This window comes from Novosphingobium sp. CCH12-A3 (genome assembly GCF_001556015.1).
GTDB lineage: Bacteria > Pseudomonadota > Alphaproteobacteria > Sphingomonadales > Sphingomonadaceae > Novosphingobium > Novosphingobium subterraneum.
Window position 1 is genome coordinate 1 of sequence record NZ_LSIA01000232.1, and the last position, 16,893, is coordinate 16,893.

Genomic DNA, 16,893 nt, shown 5'->3' on the forward strand with positions numbered 1-16,893 from the left:
ACGCCGAGCTTCGCGGCGGCGGCGCCACCGACCAGCGCGCCGCCCGCCGCCAGCACGGTGCCGGCCGCCGCGCCCGCGCCGAGCTGCGGCCCGCCCGAGACGATCCCGTTGGCGATGCCGGGGCCGAAGATCGACAGGCCGAGCAGCGACAGCGCGCCGAGCGCGATCGCCAGAACCTGCCGCGCGTCGGGTTCGGGACCGACCGTCGCCGTGAACGTGCTGAACAGGGTCGTGCCGATCCCGGTGATGACCGCGAGCACCAGCACCTTGATCCCGCTGGAGACGATATGGCCGAGCACTTTTTCGGCCATGAACGCGGTGCGGTTCCAGAAGGCGAAGGGCAGCAGGACGAATCCGGCCAGCGTCACCAGCTTGAACTCGATCAGGGTGATGAATATCTGGATGGCGATAATGAAGAAGGCGAGGACGACGATCAGATAGGCGAGCAGCAGCACGGCGATGATCGCGAGATTGGCGAACACCGACCAGAGGCTGTTATAGGCCTCCATCGCGTCGATCAGTGGCTGCGCCGCATCGAGACCCTTTGCAGCGATCGTGCCGGGCTTCATGAACTCCGCGAGGCTGAGGGCATCGCCACTCGCCTTGAGCCCCAGCCCCGCGAAGCTGTCGAACAGGATCGTCGCCAGTGTCTGGAAATTGCCGATGATGAAGGCGAAGGCGCCGATATAGAGGGTTTTCTTGACCAGCCGCTGGATCACGTCCTCATCGGCGCCCCAGGCCCAGAACAGCCCGGCGATGGTCACGTCGATCGCGATAAGGGTCGAGGACAGGAAGCCGACCTCGCCGCCGAGCAGGCCAAAGCCGCTGTCGATGTAGCTGGTGAAGGTGTCGAGGAAGGTATCGACGATCCCGGTGTCACTCACGGCGCGGTGCTCCCGGCCTGATCGGCGGGGACAAAGGGGCCGGGAAGCTCCGGCCGGATCGCCTCGTCAGCCCGGCTGCCGTCGCTGTCATATGCGGCGGGAAGCGCAGGATGCTCGCCCGGCGCGGGCGCGTCGGCATCCTTGCCGAAGAAGCGGCGGCGCTTTTCCGCCCATGCCGCCTCGCAGCCGGAATCCGGCATGGTGAGCGTGGCGCAGCGTTCCAGTTCGCGCGCCAGCCGCTTCTCCTGCTCTCCTTCTTCAAGGACGGGCAGGACGGCTTCAAGCTGCGGTTCATGCGGTTCGCGCGAGCCCGCGAGCGCCACGGCCAGCATGATGCCGCCGAGCGCGGCGACACCGGCGATCTTTGCATTGCGCGACATGCGGCTTCTCCTGTCAGTCGCGGCCGAAGAAGCGGCGGAAGCGTTCGCGCCCCTCCGCCTCGATCGCGGCCTGCCGCGCGGCGTCGAGCGACTGCGCCCGTCCCTGCGCCGCGACGGCGGCGGTGAGGTCGGCGAGCTGCTGCGATTGCAGGGCGAGAAGCTGGTTGCCCGCCTGCGCGGCCTGGAGCGCGCCGGTCGCCGACTGACTGGCCGAGACCAGGCTGTTCATCGTGGTGCGCGCGCCCTCGATATTACCGACGACGCCGGCCTGCACCTGCAAGGAGTCCTGGAACGCGCCGACGCTGTCCTCCCAGCGCGCGTTCGCATTGGCGATCATCTGGGCGTTGGTGCCGGTGAGCGCGGTGCCCTTGTAACGGTCGGTGAAGGCGCTCTGGATGTCCCGGACATCGTAGGCGATGCGCTGGGCCTGCCTAAGCAGCTGCTGCGTCTGCCGGACCTGCTGCTGGAGAACGTCGACCGTCGAGAGCGGCAGCGAAGCGAGATTGCGCGCCTCGTTGATGAGGCTCGTCGCCTGCTGCTGAATTTGCTGAATCTGGTTGTTGATCTGCTGGAGCGACCGGGCGGCGGTCAGCACGTTTTGGGCGTAATTGGTCGGGTCATAGACGATCCCGCCGAACTGGGCGTGCGCGGGCGTCGCGGCGGTGGTGCCGATCATGCCGGACGTGGCGATCGCGCCGGCCAGCATGGCGCGGCGCAGGATGGTGGCTTTCATGGGATCATGTCCTTCAAGGCAAGGGGGAGCTGGCCGGTATCTTCCCGGTTTCCGGCCAGCGGATCGGGTTGAGGTTCGGGAAGAAGCTCGACCGCCCAGGCGCAGCCGCGGTGACGCAGCCATTCGGCCGCGAAGGCAGGCGCGCCATGCGCCTCCACCAGCTCCGCGATCCGGCGCTGATCGGTCTTGGAAGAGGCGGCGGCGAAGGCCAGCGCGACCTCGCCAAGCCCCAGCTCGAACAGGCGGTTGCCGCGCCTTGACTGGCAGTAATAATCGCGCTTCGGCGTCGCCCGGCTCAGGATTTCGATCTGGCGGGCGTTGAGCCCGAACCGCTCGTAGATCACCGCGATCTGCGGTTCGACCGCGCGTTCGTTCGGCAGGAATATCCGGGTCGGACAGCTCTCGACGATGGCGGGCGCGATCGTGCTGCCCTCGATCTGCGCGAGCGACTGGGTGGCGAAGATGACGCTGGCGTTCTTCTTACGCAGCGTCACCAGCCATTCCGAAAGCTGTTTGGCGAACGCGGGCGATCCCAGCGCCAGCCAGCCCTCGTCGATGACGATGAGCGTCGGGCTGCCGTCGAGCCGCCCCGCGATGCGGTGAAACAGGTAGGACAGGACGGCCGGGGCCGCGCCGCTTTCCATCAAGCCTTCGGTCTCGAACACCTGAACGGTGGCCTCGCCAAGCCGCTCGGTCTCGGCATCGAGCAGCCGGCCCCATGCTCCGCCCACGCACCAGGGCGCGAGCGCCTGCTTGAGCTGCTGGCTCTGGAGCAGGACGGCAAGGCCCGTCAGGGTCCGTTCCGCGATCGGCGCGGTGGCGAGCGAGGTCAGCGCCGACCAGATATGCTCCTTGGCCTGCGGGTCGACGGTCACATTCTCGGATGCGAGGATCGCCGCCAGCCATTCGGCGGCCCAGGCGCGTTCGGCTGGGTCGTCAATATGGGCGAGCGGTTGGAGCTGCACGCCGTCCCCGGCCTCGTCGGCGAGCATCCCGCCGAGATCCTGCCAGTCGCCGCCCATACCGATCGCAGCCGCGCGGATGCTGCCGCCGAAATCGAAGGCGAAGACCTGCGCGTTCTCGTAGCGGCGAAATTGCATCGCCATCAGTGCAAGCAGCACCGACTTGCCGGAGCCGGTCGGCCCGACGATGAGGGTGTGCCCGACATCGCCGACATGAAGGGAAAACCGGAACGGGGTCGAGCCTTCGGTCTTGCCATAAAGCAAGGGGGGCGCACCGAAATGCTCGTCCCGTTCCGGCCCCGCCCATACTGCTGACAGGGGGATCAGGTGGGCGAGATTGATGGTGGAAATCGGAGGCTGGCGGACGTTGGCATAGGTGTGGCCGGGGAGGCTCCCAAGCCACGCCTCGATCGCGTTCATGCCCTCGGGGATCACGGTGAAGTCGCGACCCTGGATGACCTTTTCGACCAGCCGCAGCTTTTCAGCCGCAATGGCGGGATCGCGGTCCCACACCGTCACGCTGGCGGTGACATAGGCCATGCCGGCGTAGTCGGCGCCCAGCTCCTGCAAGGCAGTGTCGGCGTCGGCCGCCTTGTTCGAGGCATCGCTGTCGAGCAGCGTCGATGCCTCGTTGGTCATCACTTCCTTGAGGATCGCAGCAACGCTTTTGCGCTTGGCGAACCATTGGCGGCGGATGCGGGTCAGCAGCTTCGTCGCGTCGGTCTTGTCGAGCATGATCGCGCGGGTCGACCAGCGATACTCGAAGGCGAGCCGGTTCAGTTCGTCGAGCAGGCCGGGGAAGGTGACGCTCGGGAATCCCGTGATCGTCAGCGTGCGCAGATGATGGTCGCCGAGTTTCGGCTCCAGCCCGCCGGTCAGCGGCTCGTCGGCGAGCAGCGCGTCGAGATGCATCGGCGTTTCCGGCACGCGCACGCGCTGGCGCCGGGTCGAGATCGTGCTGTGCAGGTAAGTCAGCGTCTCGCCGTCATCGAGCCAGCAAACCTCGGGCACGAAGCCCTCGACCAGATTGAGCACCCGGTCGCTGCGATCGGTAAAGCTCTGGAGCAATTCCCACGGATCGACGCCCGTGCCGGAACGGCCTTCATAGAGCCAGGTTTCGGCGCGGGCGGCGTCCTCGGCCGGTGGCATCCAGAGGAGCGTCAGATAATAGTCGCTCTCGAAATGCGCGCCTTCTTCGCGAAACTGTTCGCGCCGCTCCATATCGACCAGCGCCGAGACCGGATCGGGAAAGTCCGATTCCGGATAGTCGAGCGCGGGCGTGCGCTGCGCTTCGACGAAGATTGCCCAGCCCGAGCCGAGACGGCGCAGCGCATTGTTGAGCCGCGCCGTGGTGGCGACCAGCTCGGCTGGCGTGGCGGAATCAAGGTCCGGTCCCCGAAAACGGGCGGTCCGCTGAAAGCTGCCGTCCTTGTTGAGAACGACGCTTGTCCCGACCAGCGCGGCCCAGGGCAGGAAGTCGGCGAGATGCGCGGCGCCGTTCCTGTATTCGCGCAAGCTCATCATGGCTGCATCCATGTCGGGTAGCGGGGGTGGCGGCGGGCCACGTCGACGAACTGGGGATCGCGCCGCGCGGCCCATACCGAGAGCGCATGGCCGATCGCCCATATCGCGAGGCCGGCGATCCAGAGGCGCAGGCCCAGCCCGATCGCGCCTGCCAGCGTCCCGTTGACGATGGCGAGCGAGCGCGGGGCGCCTCCGAGCAATATCGGCTCGGTCAGCGCCCGGTGGACCGGCGCGAAGTAGCCCGCGATGGGCTCGCCATGATCGGCCGCGCCGGTCATGCGACCATCGCTCCGCCACCGAAGGAAAAGAACGAGAGGAAGAAGCTCGACGCGGCGAACGCGATCGACAGACCGAACACGATCTGGATCATCCGCCGTGCCCCGCCCGACGTATCGCCGAAGGCCAGGGTCAGCCCGGTCACGATGATAATCATCACCGCGATGATCTTGGCGACCGGCCCCTCGATGCTTTCGAGGATAGACTGGAGCGGCGCCTCCCACGGCATCGACGATCCGCCCGCATGGGCGGGCATCGCGTAGAGCAGCCCGGCCGCGGTGATGCCGATATGGCCGAGGCGGTCGAGCACGGTGCCGCCGAGCAGGCGGCCCTTCATGGTCCTGAGAGGCGTGGCGTCGTTGGTCATGGCAGGTCTCCGGTCTGGGGGGTGGTGAGCGGCGTGAGGCGGTAGTCGCCGGTCGCGGCGTCGAGCCCTTCGACGCGGGCCAGCTCGGCGAGGCGGCGGCCGTGCCCGTCGCGGACGAGCACGGCGATCAGGTCGATGGTCTCGGCCAGCAGCGCGCGCGGGACCGTGACGACGGCCTCCTGAATGAGCTGCTCCATACGGCGCAGCGCGCCGAGCGCGGTTCCGGCGTGGATCGTGCCGATGCCGCCCGGATGGCCGGTGCCCCAGGCTTTGAGGAGATCGAGCGCCTCGGCGCCGCGCACCTCGCCGATCGGGATGCGATCAGGGCGCAGGCGCAGCGAGGACCGGACGAGATCGGACAGCGAGACGACGCCATCCTTCGTGCGCATGGCGACGAGGTTCGGCGCGGCGCATTGCAGCTCCCGCGTGTCCTCAATCAGGACGATACGGTCGGTGGTCTTGGCGACTTCCACCAGCAGCGCATTGACCAGCGTGGTCTTGCCACTGCCGGTGCCGCCCGCCACGAGGATGTTGGCGCGAGCGGCGACGCCATCGCGGCATGCCGCCGCCTCGGCCGGCGACATGATCCCGGCGGCCGCATAGTCGTCGAGCGTGAACACCGCGACGGCGGGCTTGCGGATGGCGAAGGCCGGGGCCGCGACGACGGGCGGCAGCAGCCCCTCGAACCGCTCGCCCCCTTCGGGCAGCTCGGCGGAGACGCGCGGGGACCGGGCATGAACCTCGACGCCGACATGATGCGCGACCAGGCGGACGATGCGCTCGCCGTCAGCGGCGGCCAGCGTCATGCCGGTGTCGCTGATGCCCTCGCCGAGCCGGTCGACCCACAGCCGTCCGTCCGGGTTCAGCATCACCTCGATCACGGCGGCATCGTCGAGCCAGGCCGCGATCGACGGCCCCAGCGCCGTGCGCAGCATCCGCGCGCCGCGCGTGTTCGCTTCGGATCGGATCGGCTGGACGGACAAGAAACGGCCCCTGAATTAGGCCGGGCGAACCGCCGCCCGGCGTCAGGGGCACATCAAGAGAGACAGGAAATCGCGCGAGGCAACAACTATGTCAGGGCGTAGTAGTGACGGCGGCAGATAAGTGCGCGTTGCGGTCTGACGCTTTCAGCACCGCTCTCCGCCCGCGCTATTTCGTGAAGATACCTGGCCGATTCGCGCATGGCCGGCCCCGGCTGGTTCGCTGCACTGTCATGTGTCGGTGGAGCCGCCGTCACGACCTGCAATATCCTCCGGTATTTCGTCGAGCAGGCTCTTGCCGCTGGCGTAGCGGCGGCCCAGCGTCTCGACAAAACCCTCATAGCGCTTGCGGCCCTTGACCTGGGCGGCCGCCTGATCCTCGTCGGGCAGCGGCGGCGTCACCGCCAGCCAGAAGCGGACGAAAAGCGCCAGTGCCTCGGTGGTGAGGCCGGTGTTGCGTTCGAGCCGCTGGACCTGCCGCGAAAGCCGGTCGAGCCTTCGGGCGAAGGCCGCCTCCATCCGGTCGGCGCCGTCCGGCGACATCCAGGAGGTGACGGCGGCTTCCACGATCGCCGAGCGCGAGATGCGGCGGCGGATCGCCAGCTCGCTGACCTGACGGGCCAGCTCGGGCGGAAAATAGACGTTGAGACGCACGCGCATGGGAATCTCCTACATTTCGATGCCGTCGTCGGGATCGAGCGACGCCTGCCGCGCGACGCCCTGCATCCGCCGCCGTGCCGCCGCCTGGCGCGCAGCATCCTCGGGTTCGTCCTCGACGATGGAAAACTCCTGCGCGGGCGGTGCGGGCGTCGTCTCCTTCACGATGGCGACATGATCGGGAAGCTCGGGCTCGCGGCGCAGCCCGCTGTTGGCGGCATCCTCCTGGCGCCGGATGATTGCCGCGATCTCGGCGGGATCGGCCGAAGCGGCGAGCCCCGTCCAGTCGTCGGGACGGATTTCCCGAGGTGGCGATGCGGCCGGATCGGGCGGCGGCATGATCCGCGCGGCGAGACGGGGATCGGCGTAGTAAGCAGCCTTCTTCGCGCGGATGGGCTGGACGCCCGACACCATGACGATTTCCTCGTCGGGCGGCAGCTGCATGACCTCGCCCTGGGTCAGAAGCTGGCGGGCGGTTTCGGAGCGCGAGACCATCAGATGCCCGAGCCAGGGCGAGAGCCTGTGCCCGGCGTAGTTCTTCATCGCGCGCATCTCAGTCTTGGTGCCGAGCGCCTTCGACACGCGCTCGCCCGTCTTCTCGTTGTTGGTCGCGAAGCTCACCCGAACATGGCAGTTATCGAGGATCGCATTGTCCTGCCCGTAGGCTTTCTCGATCTGATTGAGCGACTGCGCGATGAGGAAGGATTTCAGGCCATAGCCGGCCATGAACGCCAGCGCGCTCTCGAAAAAGTCCAGGCGCCCGAGCGCGGGAAACTCGTCGAGCATCAGCAGCAGGCGATGACGCCTGGCGCCGCTCGGCAGTTCCTCCGTCAGCCGCCGCCCGATCTGGTTGAGCATCAGGCGGATGAGCGGCTTGGTCCGCGAGATGTCGCTGGGGGGAATGACGAGGTAGAGCGTCGCCGGCTGCTCGCCCGATACGAGATCCATGACGCGCCAGTGGCAGGCGCGCGTGACCCGGGCGACGACGGGATCGCGGTAAAGCCCGAGAAACGACATGGCGGTCGAGAGCACGCCCGAGCGTTCGTTGTCGCTCTTGTTGAGCAGTTCGCGCGCGGCCGAGGCCACCACCGGATGCACGCCGGCTTCGCCGAGATGGGGCGTCGCCATCATCGCGGCCAGCGTCTGCTCGATCGTCCGCGCCGGGTCGGACAGGAAGGCGGCGACACCCGCCAGGGTCTTGTCGGGCTCGGCGTAGAGAACATGCAGGATCGCGCCGACCAGCAACGCGTGGCTGGTTTTCTCCCAGTGGTTGCGCTTCTCCAGGCTGCCTTCGGGATCGACCAGCACGTCGGCCACGTTCTGCACGTCGCGGACTTCCCACTGGCCGCGCCGCACCTCCAGCAGCGGGTTGTAGGCGTCCGACGCCGCGTTGGTCGGGTCGAACAGCAGCACGCGGCCATGCTGCGCGCGGAAGCCCGCGCTCAGCGTCCAGTTCTCGCCCTTGATGTCATGAACGATCGCCGATGCCGGCCAGGTCAGAAGCGAGGGGATCACGAGGCCGACGCCCTTGCCGCTGCGGGTCGGCGCATAGCACAGCACATGCTCGGGGCCGTCGTGGCGCAGATAGGCGCGGCCCAGCTTGCCGAGCACCACACCGTCGTCGCCGAGCAGCCCGGCCGCACGCACCTCGTCCTCGGTCGCCCAGCGCGCCGAGCCATAGGTTTCCGCGTTCTTCGCCTCGCGTGCGCGCCAGACCGACATGGCGATGGCGACAGCGACCGCCACGAAGCCGCCCGACGCGGCGATCCAGGCGCCGGTCTGGAAGATGGCGGGCGCATAGGCGTCGTAGCTGAACCACCACCAGAAGAAGGCGTAGGGCGGATAGACCGGCCAGCCGAGCGCCGTGAACCAGGGTTCGCCAAGCTCGGGCTGATACGCCAGCGCCGCCGCGGTCCATTGTGTGGCGCTCCAGATCGCGGCGACCACGATCAGGAAGACGGCGATGATCTGGCCCCAGAGGATTTTGGTAGCGGGCATGAGAGTCTCCTTCTTTCAGGGGGCGAGGCCGCGCTTGCGGCCCAATGACCATCCGATGCCGCCGCCGTTGCGGGCGATGCCCGCGATCTGGCGCCCGAGCTGGCGTTCAAGGTCGTTCGACCAGGGGACGAGCCGGAAGCCCAACCCGTCGTCGATCATCGCGAAGCGACCGGAGGCGAGCGCGAGGCGCTGGCGGCATGTGCCGGCGACCTTGTCGCCGGGATTGGTAGGCCGGTAGGCGAGCCCCGTCCGGCCCGCGATCTCGGCACCTGTCGCGTCCAGTTCGCGGCGGCGAAGCGTCTCGATCAGGTTGCCTTGCAGGACCACGCGGTTGCCGAAGCGGCGGGCCAGTCCTTCGCGCACGAGATGGTCGGTGCGCTGGTCGAGCGCCCGCTGCACCTCCGATCCGAAGCCGGCGGCCGTCACTCCACGGCCGCGCTCGATCAGACGATGATCGAGCCAGGTCGCGCCTCTCGCCTTCACCTGAGCCGCGAGGTCGAGATCGGATCGCGTCGCCAGGAACAGGGACGGCTTCGGATCGCCCGGCCGGCCGACGGCGCGCAGCTCAACGATGCCGCCGATATCCGGGCTGCGATCCAGCGCCTCGATGCCCGGAAGCCGGACATGGTGGGTGCGCCCGTCGATGCCGTCGATCACGGCATAGGCCGAGCCATGCAGCTCGTCGTGCAACCCCTTGTCGATCAACCGGCCGACGATGGGCTTTTGCGGCGCTGCGCTGACGATCTCGTAAGTGTCGAGCGGGCGCTGCAGGCCGCGACCGTTCAGCGCCTTGCCGATCGTGCGGATGATGTCGCCGCGCGTGCCCAGCTCGCGCAACCTGGCTTGCGCATCCGACGCCAGTGCCCACTGACCGGGCGCGGCCTCGGCTGCGAGCCCCATAGTTTCCAGATGCTGCAAGCGGCCGATCATCAGGCGGCGGACCTGGGGATCGTCGAGTCCGGGCTGCTGGGGGCGCAAGTCGATGACGCCGAGTGCGTCCGCCGTGCGATCGATCTCGGCGTCGAGCCTGGTCCAGCGTTCGGCCGTTACCTCGCGTTCGAGCGCGCGCTGGATTTCATGCTCCGGTTTCGGACCCAGCTCGGCCCAGGCCAGTTCTTCGGCGCGCGAGCGCAGATTGTGGCTGATATAGTCCCGGTTGATGACAAGGTCGGCGCCATGGTCATCGACGCCGCGCACCAGCAGATGGACATGCGGGTTGTCGGTGTTCCAGTGATCGACCGCGACCCATTCGAGCCTGGTGCCGAGATCGGCTTCCATCTGGCGAACGAGATCGCGGGTATATTCGCGAAGGTCCGACAGGTCCGCCGCATCCTCGGGCGAGACGATGATCCTGAAATGATGCCGGTCGTCCTTGCACCGATCGGCGAAGGCGCGATCGTCGGCGCCATCGCCATTGGCGTCGAACATCCGCGCGGGCGATCCGTCGCGGGTGACGCCCTCGCGCTTGAGATAGGCGATGTGCGCGGACAGCGGCGCCCTCGGCCGTCCATTCCGGTGGAAACGGGTGACAGGGACAATCTTGACCAGCACGCGCCGGCCCGATCCGAACAGGCGGCTGCGTGCGAAGGACGTGCGGCCACGGCCGAAGTTCGATTGCCCGCGCTGGCGCGATCCGCCCCAGCCGGCCGTTCGCCGGCCTCCGCCGCTGCGCGCGGCGACGCGGAGCACCTGGACGACAAGTCCTTGCGCCTTGCGGCCCTGGCCGGCTCCCCTGTTCCTGACCTTGCCCGGCCGGACGCGGAAATCCTCGTCCTCGCTCACGGCCGGGCCGCTTTCCGCCGAAAATGGCCCATAGTGCCATTCGGCGCTTTGATTTTGCTGGCTTTTTTCTTCCGAGCGGCACGCTCGCCGACCGACGTACCCGCGCCAAATCGTTGAAAGACATAGGCTTTCAGCGAATTTGGGGCGCGCTTTCTATCTTGCCGTCCCTTCCTTCGGCTTTTTCCTGCCCTTCCAGGCACTTCCACCTTCCAACCGGGCAATCTGAAAACGGGGGCGGTCATGGCGCGCCGCTCGCCTCTCGACGTGCAGCCACCGTGCAATTCGGCCGCGGCGGCGCTGCAACGGGATCGCCCGGCAGCGCGAACTTGAGGCGCCAGGTTCGCCACGCTTCGGCGACGGCGCCGGTGCCGGGGAACAGGTCGTCGAGCGTGTCGTCGGGACGCGCGGCGACCGTCTCGAACGCCCAATGAGCGACCACTTCGGGTTTCGCGCCGGTAAGCCCACGGCGCAGCGTGATCGGGCATTCGATCCAGTCACGCAGGACCAGCCGCTTGCTTACGACCGGCTTGCGCGCGGGCTTCACGATGACGGGTTCCCACGCATAAGCGACCGGCACGTTGCGCTTGAACGCGGCAAAGCCTTTCACCCAGGCCATCCACCGCGCGCCGGTCTCGCGCACGAGCGGCGCGAGCACGGCGACCGATTCCGGCGTCGCGGCGGCATGCAAAATCCAGCCGTCATAGTCTCGCTGGAGCCGCTCGATCAGCGCGGGATGATCGACCTCGCCCGCATAGTCGGGATGATCGCGATAGAGATGCGCGCAGCCGATATAGGGCGGATCGGCATAGGCGATCTTCACGGCTGCCTCCGCCCCGACAGCGCGACGAACAGGCTGTTCGCGGGCGGTTCGACCGCAGCGCGCATGTCAGCCGCGCGTTCGCCGGACGACGTTTCCGGTGCGGCCGGATCGCCGTTCGGCCGCGCCGCGAACAATGCAGCCCTGCGCCATGCAAAAGGATCGGACGGCGGTGCGGCAGCAAGCCGGCTGTCGTCCGCGCCGCCTATGATCGACGCGAGCTTTGCGAGATAGGCGCGCGTCTCGGCGGGCAGCGGACGGCCGCGCGATAGATATTCGTCGTAGCGGCCCGGCCCCGCATTATAGGCCGCCAGCATTGCCATCGCGTTGCCGTAGCGGTCGTGCATCGCGCGCAGGTAAGCCGCGCCCGCCATGATGTTGTCGCGCACATCATAGGGATCGCGTCCCAGCCCGTGGCGCGCGCGCAAGCTCGCCCAGGTGCCGGGCATGATCTGCATGAGGCCCATCGCCCCGGCCGTCGAGACCGCGCGGACATCGCCGTTGCTCTCGACGCGCATCACCGCCCATATCCAGCTTTCCGGGATGCCGAAGCGCCGCGCGGCGTCGGCGACGTGAACGGCATAGGGATGGCTGGCTGCCGTGCGTTCGGCCGGCGTGTCCTGTGCCCGCACAGCGTTCGGCCCGATGCCGGACGACAGCAGCAGGGCCGCGAGCAGGACGGCCAATCCGCCCCCGCTCTTACGCCAGCCTGCCAGCGTGCTCGCTGCGGTAAAGGGTGCGCGCGATGCGCCGGCCGTGGGCCGCCCCCGGATCAAGTCCGGGGCAGACTCTTGACCTTCGCTGCGCGCGCCGGTCAGCCTGCGACCGAGCGGGACGGAGGGATGCGGCTTTTCCGCGAACAAAGGGATGATGATCGAAACAGCCACCGATCAGCTCCGGTCGTCGCGCGGCCGGGGGCGCTTCCATGACAGCCGGAACGTCCGGCCATCGTCGTCGGCGCGGAACAGAACCGGCCGGAACGGCGCCCCGAAGAGCGGGCTGTCGATCTCCAGCGCGATGTAATTGCCCGCGCGTTCGCCGACCCGTTTCCATGCGCCGCCGACTTCCGGGCCGTCCTCGTCGTCGAGGTGGACGCGGTAATCGGGCGCGTTCTCGGCGTCGCCCGGATCGATCGCGACCAGCACGATCTGCTCGTCGACACCGAAATACCGGGCGCGCCCGGCATAGCCATTGGCGGTGGGTTCAAAGATATTCGTCGGCATGGCCAATCTCCTTGGCTTCGGGGGTGGAAGGCGATTGCGACGGCGCGCGCAGATGCAGCGGCGTCGCGCGGCCGATGACGGCGGACGCCGGCAGCGGGCCGAAATAGCGGCCGTCGAGGCTGTCGGGGACGGACGGGTTGAGCAGCAGCAGTTCGCCCGGTTGCAGTGTGCGGCAGCCCCGCCAGACCGGCAGCGGGCGGCCCCGGCCGTCACGCGCGCGGGCGCTGGCGACGGACTGGCTATCGACGCTCACCACGGCGCCGATGCGGCACACGCGCTGCCCGGCTTTCGCGGCGACATGCTTCAGCAGCGGCACGCCCTCGGGCAGATAGCCGCGCGCCGAAAGCCAGCGGGAAAGCCGCTTGGGCGGCGTGACGGCGACCAGCACACCGATAGCGGGATCGCGGTCGGGATGGATGCGGTAGAGCCCGATCGGCGCGCTGGCGCTGGCGTTCCAGATCACGCGCGGGAAAGGATCGGCGACGGCGATCGCGACGAACGCCGCGGCGAAGGCGGACGCGGCGGTGGCCGTCGCCATGACGTAGCGGCGGCGCGTCACCCTTCGATCTCCTTGCGGCGAAGCCAGGCGCGATGCCGCTCCAGCGTGTAAGGGCGCGGCTGGTGTCCCGCGGCGATGCGGTTGTGGACGTGGCGCCAGTGCTCGGGCGCCGCGTCGCAGGGATCGACGCCCGCCGTCTCCACCGCGTCGATCGCGGCGAGCACCTGCTGGACCTTGGGCCAGCTCTCGATGTGCAGGAGGATTTCGCCGCCCGGCCGCACGAACGGCAGCGTCGTATAAGGCTCGCCCGGCGTGACCGCGCGCACCACGTCGATGCGCGAGGCGATCGTGCCATAGTTGTTGGCGGTCCAGCGGACGAAGGCAAACACCGCGCCCGGCCGGAAGCTCATGACGCGCGTCCGGCGTGTGACGATGCGTTCCTGCGCGACGCGGCCGAAGCGTATCCAGTGCTCCAGCTTCTTTTCGATCCAGGTCAGTTCGACTTCGGTCAGCCGCGATCGCGATGCCAGCGCCGTTGGTTCTGTCGGCGTTCGGGCGGCCTGCGCCTGCTCCGCCGCGCGGCGGCGCAGCGCGGCTTCGAACCCGCTGAAGTCTATGCGCTGCGGATGCGCGGGATCGCTCATCGTTCGTCTCCGGTGATGTCGGGGGAGGTTCGCCCGAGCACGACGTCGAGCGCGGCTTCGGTGCGCAGGATGGCGCGGCCGATGGCTTCGGGGATTTGCGGGAGAACGGCGTCGCCGAACGCCTCGACGATCAGGCTGGCCGCAGCCGTCCGCTTTCCAGCGCCGATCGCAACGCGCGTGCCAGCCACCCAGGCGGAAAGCCCATCATCCAGCCGTAGGTGATGGGCAAGGCCGCCGTTCCAGTCAGCCCACGGCTCCGCAGCATCGCCGCCAGCGCGCGGGCGCCCGCCCATTTGTCCGGCGCGCGATCCGTCATCGCGCCGTCCATCACCGCGTCCATCGTCGGCGATTTCCGCCGATCGTAGGCCGGACTCCAGCCGTCCATCCGGCTGTCGCGCTTCGTCGGGGTGGGGAGGATTTCCGCCGCGTGGCGCAACAGGTTCGGCGTGTCGATCTGCGCCTTCGCGCCGTTCGCCCGGCGTCCCGTTTCGATCTCCTGCCGGCTCAATCTCCGTCCGCCGTTCGGTTTGACAGGCGTCGGCATCATGCCCGCGTGCCGGCTCGCATGGCCCTGCAACTGGCTGAGCACATCGCCCCGGCCGCCCTTGTCCGCATCCGATTTGCGCGGCGTCGCGAGGATCATGCGAAGCGGATATGTCGATCCTGCGCCGCCGCCCGCGCCGTCCCTCATCCCGTCCGTCGCCATCGGCGTCGGCAGCCTGTTCTCGCGAAACAGGTCGAACAGACCCGATTCCTTGAGGGCCGTCCGTGCGCCCGATCCACCCTCCAGCCGGATGCCGCCTTGCTGGGATTGCGATACCGGCGTCGGCAAGCTGGCCTGGGTCGTAGCCGATAAGCCAGGACCGCTTGCGGACATGGTTGGCGCCGACATTTTCAGCAGCCACCACGCACGGTTCGCAGGCGTAGCCGAGCGTTTCCAGGAGAAGGAGCAGCCGGTCAGCGCCGCGAGTTCGCAGATTAGCGCTGTTCTCAAAAGCGAACCAGCGAGGGCGGCACTCTCCGACCAGCCGGACGGCTTCGAGGTAGAGGCCCGACCGTTCGCCTTCGATCCCCCTGCCTTTGGTGTTGGCGCTGGAGATGTCCTGGCACGGCGGCGAACCGACGATGATGTCGGGCAGGAATCCAAGTTCAGAAACAAGTCGAGCTGCCGTGAGGGACCGGACATCCGCGTAGAGTCTGACATGGGGATTGTTCTCCGCGTAGAGGATGCGGCGCCATTCGACGATCTCGCAGGCGGCGACGGTGACGAATCCGGCGCGGTGCAGGCCGAGCGACCAGCCGCCCGCCGCGGCGCTGAACAGGTCGAGCGCGCGCATCATTCGCAAAGCCCGTATTCGCTGTCGCAGAGCAGGCCGTGCTCATCGGCGTCGCGCTGCTCCTGCGCGAGGAACAGGTCGTAGTTGCGGCCGCCCCGGCTGGTGCGCGACCACGCGATCGCCCTGTCGATCGTCGCACGTCCATGATCGGCGGGATCGCCGGGCACGGTCGGCGCGGGCAGCAGGGATGCCGGCGCTCCCGATATCGCGGTGCGCCGCGAAACGAGGCTGACCAGCCGTTCCCACTCCCGCACGCGATCGACTTCCGCGGGAAACCGCATGGCCCAGGCGCGCAGTTCGCGCTTCCTAACCATGATGCAGGTCGAGCAGCCGACCCGGCTCATCCCCATCGTGTAGAGCGGGTTATGCCGGAGTCCGTGGCGCTCGGAGATGGCGAAGGCGTCGGCCGCCGACCAGCGAAAGATGGGCCGGTAGAGCACCTTGCGGGCGCCGGAGGGATGCCGCACCGACTGGATCGGCGGCTTCTTCGCCCGCGCCGGGCTTTCGTCGGCGCGCTCGCCGATCCAGTCGATGACCGAGATCCCCGCATCGAGCAGCGGACGCTTGCGATGCATCATCGGGATCAGTTTGGTCTCGTCGGTGCAGAAGCGCGTTTTGGTGCCGGGAAACCGGCCGTGCAGCATCGCCATGTCGAGGAACGGGATGCCGGTGGGATGCAGCAGCTCGAGCGCGCGGTCGATCAGATGATCGGGAACCGGGGGCGAGACCAGGACGGGACATTCGCACGCGGCGAGCCATTGGCCTTTCGTGAGCCTGCCTGCCTGCCACGCGGCCCGGCGCTGGTTGCACGCGCCCTTATGGCGGGTCCGCCGCTTCTCCTTCGACCATTCCTCGCGCAGCATCGCGCGCTTGCGGGCGAAGGCCGCCGCGTCTGTGAGCCCCGGCACGTCGTTCGCCGAGACCGTCTCGATACACAGGCCGGTGCGTTGTCGCAGCCAGCCGTCGAGATACGCGATGTGGTCGAGCGTGATCGGGTTCTCGTGGCCGTTGTCTGCCGAGAGGAACCGCGGCGCGCGGTTGCCGAACGCGGCAAGCCCCCTGCGCTCGATCCGCTCGACCATCCGGCAAAGGACGGCCTGGCTGTCCTTGCCGCCCGAGATGCTGCCGAAGTGCTGGGCGGCGATCATGGCCGCGGTTCCGGCCCGCGCCGCGTAACACGGTGCCGGGATTGATCGCCGCACGCAAAAGGCGTAGTAGTATAGCGTAGGGGAGACGGCGGATTTACTGCCCGATACTTCGCGTCGTCTCGCGAATTATCCACAGCACCAAAGCGCGTTAGAAAGAATACGAAGTATTCTTTACTGTTAGCATAGTTAGAAGAGAGCCGATTCCGCGAGCGATTCCAGAAGCTTGTGCGGAGGTCCGGTTTTTTATAGGCCGAGTCAGCGGTTTTTAATCGGCCGAGTCCGGCGGTTTTCAATAGGCCGAGTCTCATGGCCGGTTATCCACAGCCAGCCCCATGACCCGCGCCGCCTTCTCGAACGGATCGGCGGGCACGGGCGCGAAGGTCAGCCGCTCGCGGCCGAACGCCCGCTCGATCGCCAGCGCGTAGCCCGGCAGCGACTGGCGCTGCACGATGGCGCGCAGCTCGAACGCGAACTGCTTCAAGGGCGAGAGCGCGCCGGATTTCAGGTGAAGGTGCGGGACGTCGAAGCTCCAGCCGCCTTCCTGCTGGCCGCCATGCTTGCGCACGATCCGGTAGAGCCAGCGTTCCAGCCCGCCCGTTAGGTCGAAATAGGCCCGGTCGATGGTGAGCACGAACGTGCGGTCGACGACCTGTCTCTTATACACATCTGACGCTGCCGACGA

Annotated in this window: 19 protein-coding genes and 1 pseudogene; all 20 read right to left on the minus strand. The window is 68.1% G+C overall.

Translation table 11 applies throughout. The features are described 5' to 3' along the window. Positions 1 to 884, minus strand: an 884-nt coding sequence (trbL, locus tag AX703_RS18385) for a P-type conjugative transfer protein TrbL (RefSeq protein ID WP_082734674.1), incomplete at its 3' end; no start/stop codon positions are given. Continuing rightward, positions 881 to 1,264: a putative entry exclusion protein TrbK-alt gene (trbK-alt, locus tag AX703_RS18390; RefSeq protein WP_075151007.1), complete on the minus strand. Its 384-nt coding sequence runs from the start codon at positions 1,262 to 1,264 to the stop codon at positions 881 to 883. The genes trbK-alt and trbL, both read right to left, overlap by 4 nt. A gap of 13 nt (positions 1,265 to 1,277) precedes the next feature. Beyond that, positions 1,278 to 1,997: a P-type conjugative transfer protein TrbJ gene (gene trbJ / locus AX703_RS18395; RefSeq protein WP_060977346.1), complete on the minus strand. Its 720-nt coding sequence runs from the start codon at positions 1,995 to 1,997 to the stop codon at positions 1,278 to 1,280. After that, positions 1,994 to 4,483, minus strand: coding sequence for a conjugal transfer protein TrbE (trbE, locus tag AX703_RS18400; RefSeq protein WP_060977345.1), 2,490 nt, complete (start codon positions 4,481 to 4,483; stop codon positions 1,994 to 1,996). Before trbE ends, trbJ begins: the two co-directional genes overlap by 4 nt. Continuing rightward, positions 4,480 to 4,761, minus strand: coding sequence for a VirB3 family type IV secretion system protein (locus tag AX703_RS18405; protein WP_062346138.1), 282 nt, complete (start codon positions 4,759 to 4,761; stop codon positions 4,480 to 4,482). Before AX703_RS18405 ends, trbE begins: the two co-directional genes overlap by 4 nt. Then, positions 4,758 to 5,096, minus strand: a complete 339-nt coding sequence (locus AX703_RS18410) for a TrbC/VirB2 family protein (RefSeq protein ID WP_060977344.1) — start codon at positions 5,094 to 5,096, stop codon at positions 4,758 to 4,760. Before AX703_RS18410 ends, AX703_RS18405 begins: the two co-directional genes overlap by 4 nt. 26 nt (positions 5,097 to 5,122) lie before the next feature. After that, on the minus strand, positions 5,123 to 6,109 hold the full coding sequence (gene trbB, locus AX703_RS18415; protein ID WP_062346140.1) for a P-type conjugative transfer ATPase TrbB: 987 nt from the start codon (positions 6,107 to 6,109) through the stop codon (positions 5,123 to 5,125). Between the two features lie 228 nt (positions 6,110 to 6,337). After that, on the minus strand, positions 6,338 to 6,766 hold the full coding sequence (locus AX703_RS18420; RefSeq protein WP_060977342.1) for a CopG family transcriptional regulator: 429 nt from the start codon (positions 6,764 to 6,766) through the stop codon (positions 6,338 to 6,340). 9 nt (positions 6,767 to 6,775) lie between these two features. Then, positions 6,776 to 8,761: a conjugal transfer protein TraG gene (locus AX703_RS18425; protein WP_062346143.1), complete on the minus strand. Its 1,986-nt coding sequence runs from the start codon at positions 8,759 to 8,761 to the stop codon at positions 6,776 to 6,778. Positions 8,762 to 8,776: 15 nt separating this feature from the next. Next, a complete protein-coding gene (locus tag AX703_RS18430; RefSeq protein ID WP_060977340.1) occupies positions 8,777 to 10,543 on the minus strand; it encodes a DUF3363 domain-containing protein in 1,767 nt (588 codons plus the stop codon). A gap of 238 nt (positions 10,544 to 10,781) precedes the next feature. Next, positions 10,782 to 11,363: a hypothetical protein gene (locus AX703_RS18435; protein WP_060977339.1), complete on the minus strand. Its 582-nt coding sequence runs from the start codon at positions 11,361 to 11,363 to the stop codon at positions 10,782 to 10,784. After that, positions 11,360 to 12,247 (minus strand): lytic transglycosylase domain-containing protein, encoded by an 888-nt coding sequence (locus tag AX703_RS18440; RefSeq protein ID WP_060977338.1) that lies wholly within the window; start codon positions 12,245 to 12,247, stop codon positions 11,360 to 11,362. Before AX703_RS18440 ends, AX703_RS18435 begins: the two co-directional genes overlap by 4 nt. Before the next feature lie 3 nt (positions 12,248 to 12,250). Further along, the gene (locus AX703_RS18445; RefSeq protein WP_060977337.1) at positions 12,251 to 12,583 is read right to left on the minus strand and encodes a DUF736 domain-containing protein; all 333 of its coding nucleotides are present in this window, start codon (positions 12,581 to 12,583) and stop codon (positions 12,251 to 12,253) included. Beyond that, a complete protein-coding gene (locus AX703_RS18450; RefSeq protein ID WP_060977336.1) occupies positions 12,564 to 13,142 on the minus strand; it encodes a S26 family signal peptidase in 579 nt (192 codons plus the stop codon). The genes AX703_RS18445 and AX703_RS18450 overlap by 20 nt, the downstream gene beginning before the upstream one ends. After that, entirely contained in the window at positions 13,139 to 13,726 is a 588-nt protein-coding gene (locus AX703_RS18455) for a DUF2840 domain-containing protein (RefSeq protein ID WP_082734675.1), read from the minus strand. Before AX703_RS18455 ends, AX703_RS18450 begins: the two co-directional genes overlap by 4 nt. Continuing rightward, a complete protein-coding gene (locus AX703_RS28480; RefSeq protein ID WP_060977335.1) occupies positions 13,723 to 13,914 on the minus strand; it encodes a hypothetical protein in 192 nt (63 codons plus the stop codon). Before AX703_RS28480 ends, AX703_RS18455 begins: the two co-directional genes overlap by 4 nt. Continuing rightward, entirely contained in the window at positions 13,857 to 14,558 is a 702-nt protein-coding gene (locus tag AX703_RS28485) for a hypothetical protein (protein ID WP_230962481.1), read from the minus strand. The genes AX703_RS28480 and AX703_RS28485 overlap by 58 nt, the downstream gene beginning before the upstream one ends. Before the next feature lie 13 nt (positions 14,559 to 14,571). Further along, positions 14,572 to 15,066, minus strand: a pseudogene (locus AX703_RS28970) (DNA cytosine methyltransferase); the annotation flags it as partial. Beyond that, positions 15,063 to 16,211 (minus strand): phosphoadenosine phosphosulfate reductase family protein, encoded by a 1,149-nt coding sequence (locus AX703_RS18465; RefSeq protein ID WP_060977334.1) that lies wholly within the window; start codon positions 16,209 to 16,211, stop codon positions 15,063 to 15,065. The gene AX703_RS18465 and the pseudogene AX703_RS28970, both read right to left, overlap by 4 nt. 304 nt (positions 16,212 to 16,515) lie before the next feature. Beyond that, positions 16,516 to 16,893: replication initiator protein A (locus AX703_RS18470; protein WP_197423765.1), on the minus strand; the 378-nt coding region annotated here is incomplete at its 5' end.

Excerpts from the sequence above, each read along its gene's own strand:
- trbK-alt (WP_075151007.1), bottom strand. The coding sequence starts at position 1,264 with ATGTCGCGCAATGCAAAGATCGCCGGTGTCGCCGCGCTCGGCGGCATC.
- trbJ (WP_060977346.1), bottom strand. The coding sequence starts at position 1,997 with ATGAAAGCCACCATCCTGCGCCGCGCCATGCTGGCCGGCGCGATCGCC.
- trbE (WP_060977345.1), bottom strand. The coding sequence starts at position 4,483 with ATGATGAGCTTGCGCGAATACAGGAACGGCGCCGCGCATCTCGCCGAC.
- AX703_RS18405 (WP_062346138.1), bottom strand. The coding sequence starts at position 4,761 with ATGACCGGCGCGGCCGATCATGGCGAGCCCATCGCGGGCTACTTCGCG.
- AX703_RS18410 (WP_060977344.1), bottom strand. The coding sequence starts at position 5,096 with ATGAAGGGCCGCCTGCTCGGCGGCACCGTGCTCGACCGCCTCGGCCAT.
- AX703_RS18420 (WP_060977342.1), bottom strand. The coding sequence starts at position 6,766 with ATGCGCGTGCGTCTCAACGTCTATTTTCCGCCCGAGCTGGCCCGTCAG.
- AX703_RS18425 (WP_062346143.1), bottom strand. The coding sequence starts at position 8,761 with ATGCCCGCTACCAAAATCCTCTGGGGCCAGATCATCGCCGTCTTCCTG.
- AX703_RS18445 (WP_060977337.1), bottom strand. The coding sequence starts at position 12,583 with ATGCCGACGAATATCTTTGAACCCACCGCCAATGGCTATGCCGGGCGC.
- AX703_RS18455 (WP_082734675.1), bottom strand. The coding sequence starts at position 13,726 with ATGAGCGATCCCGCGCATCCGCAGCGCATAGACTTCAGCGGGTTCGAA.
- AX703_RS18465 (WP_060977334.1), bottom strand. The coding sequence starts at position 16,211 with ATGATCGCCGCCCAGCACTTCGGCAGCATCTCGGGCGGCAAGGACAGC.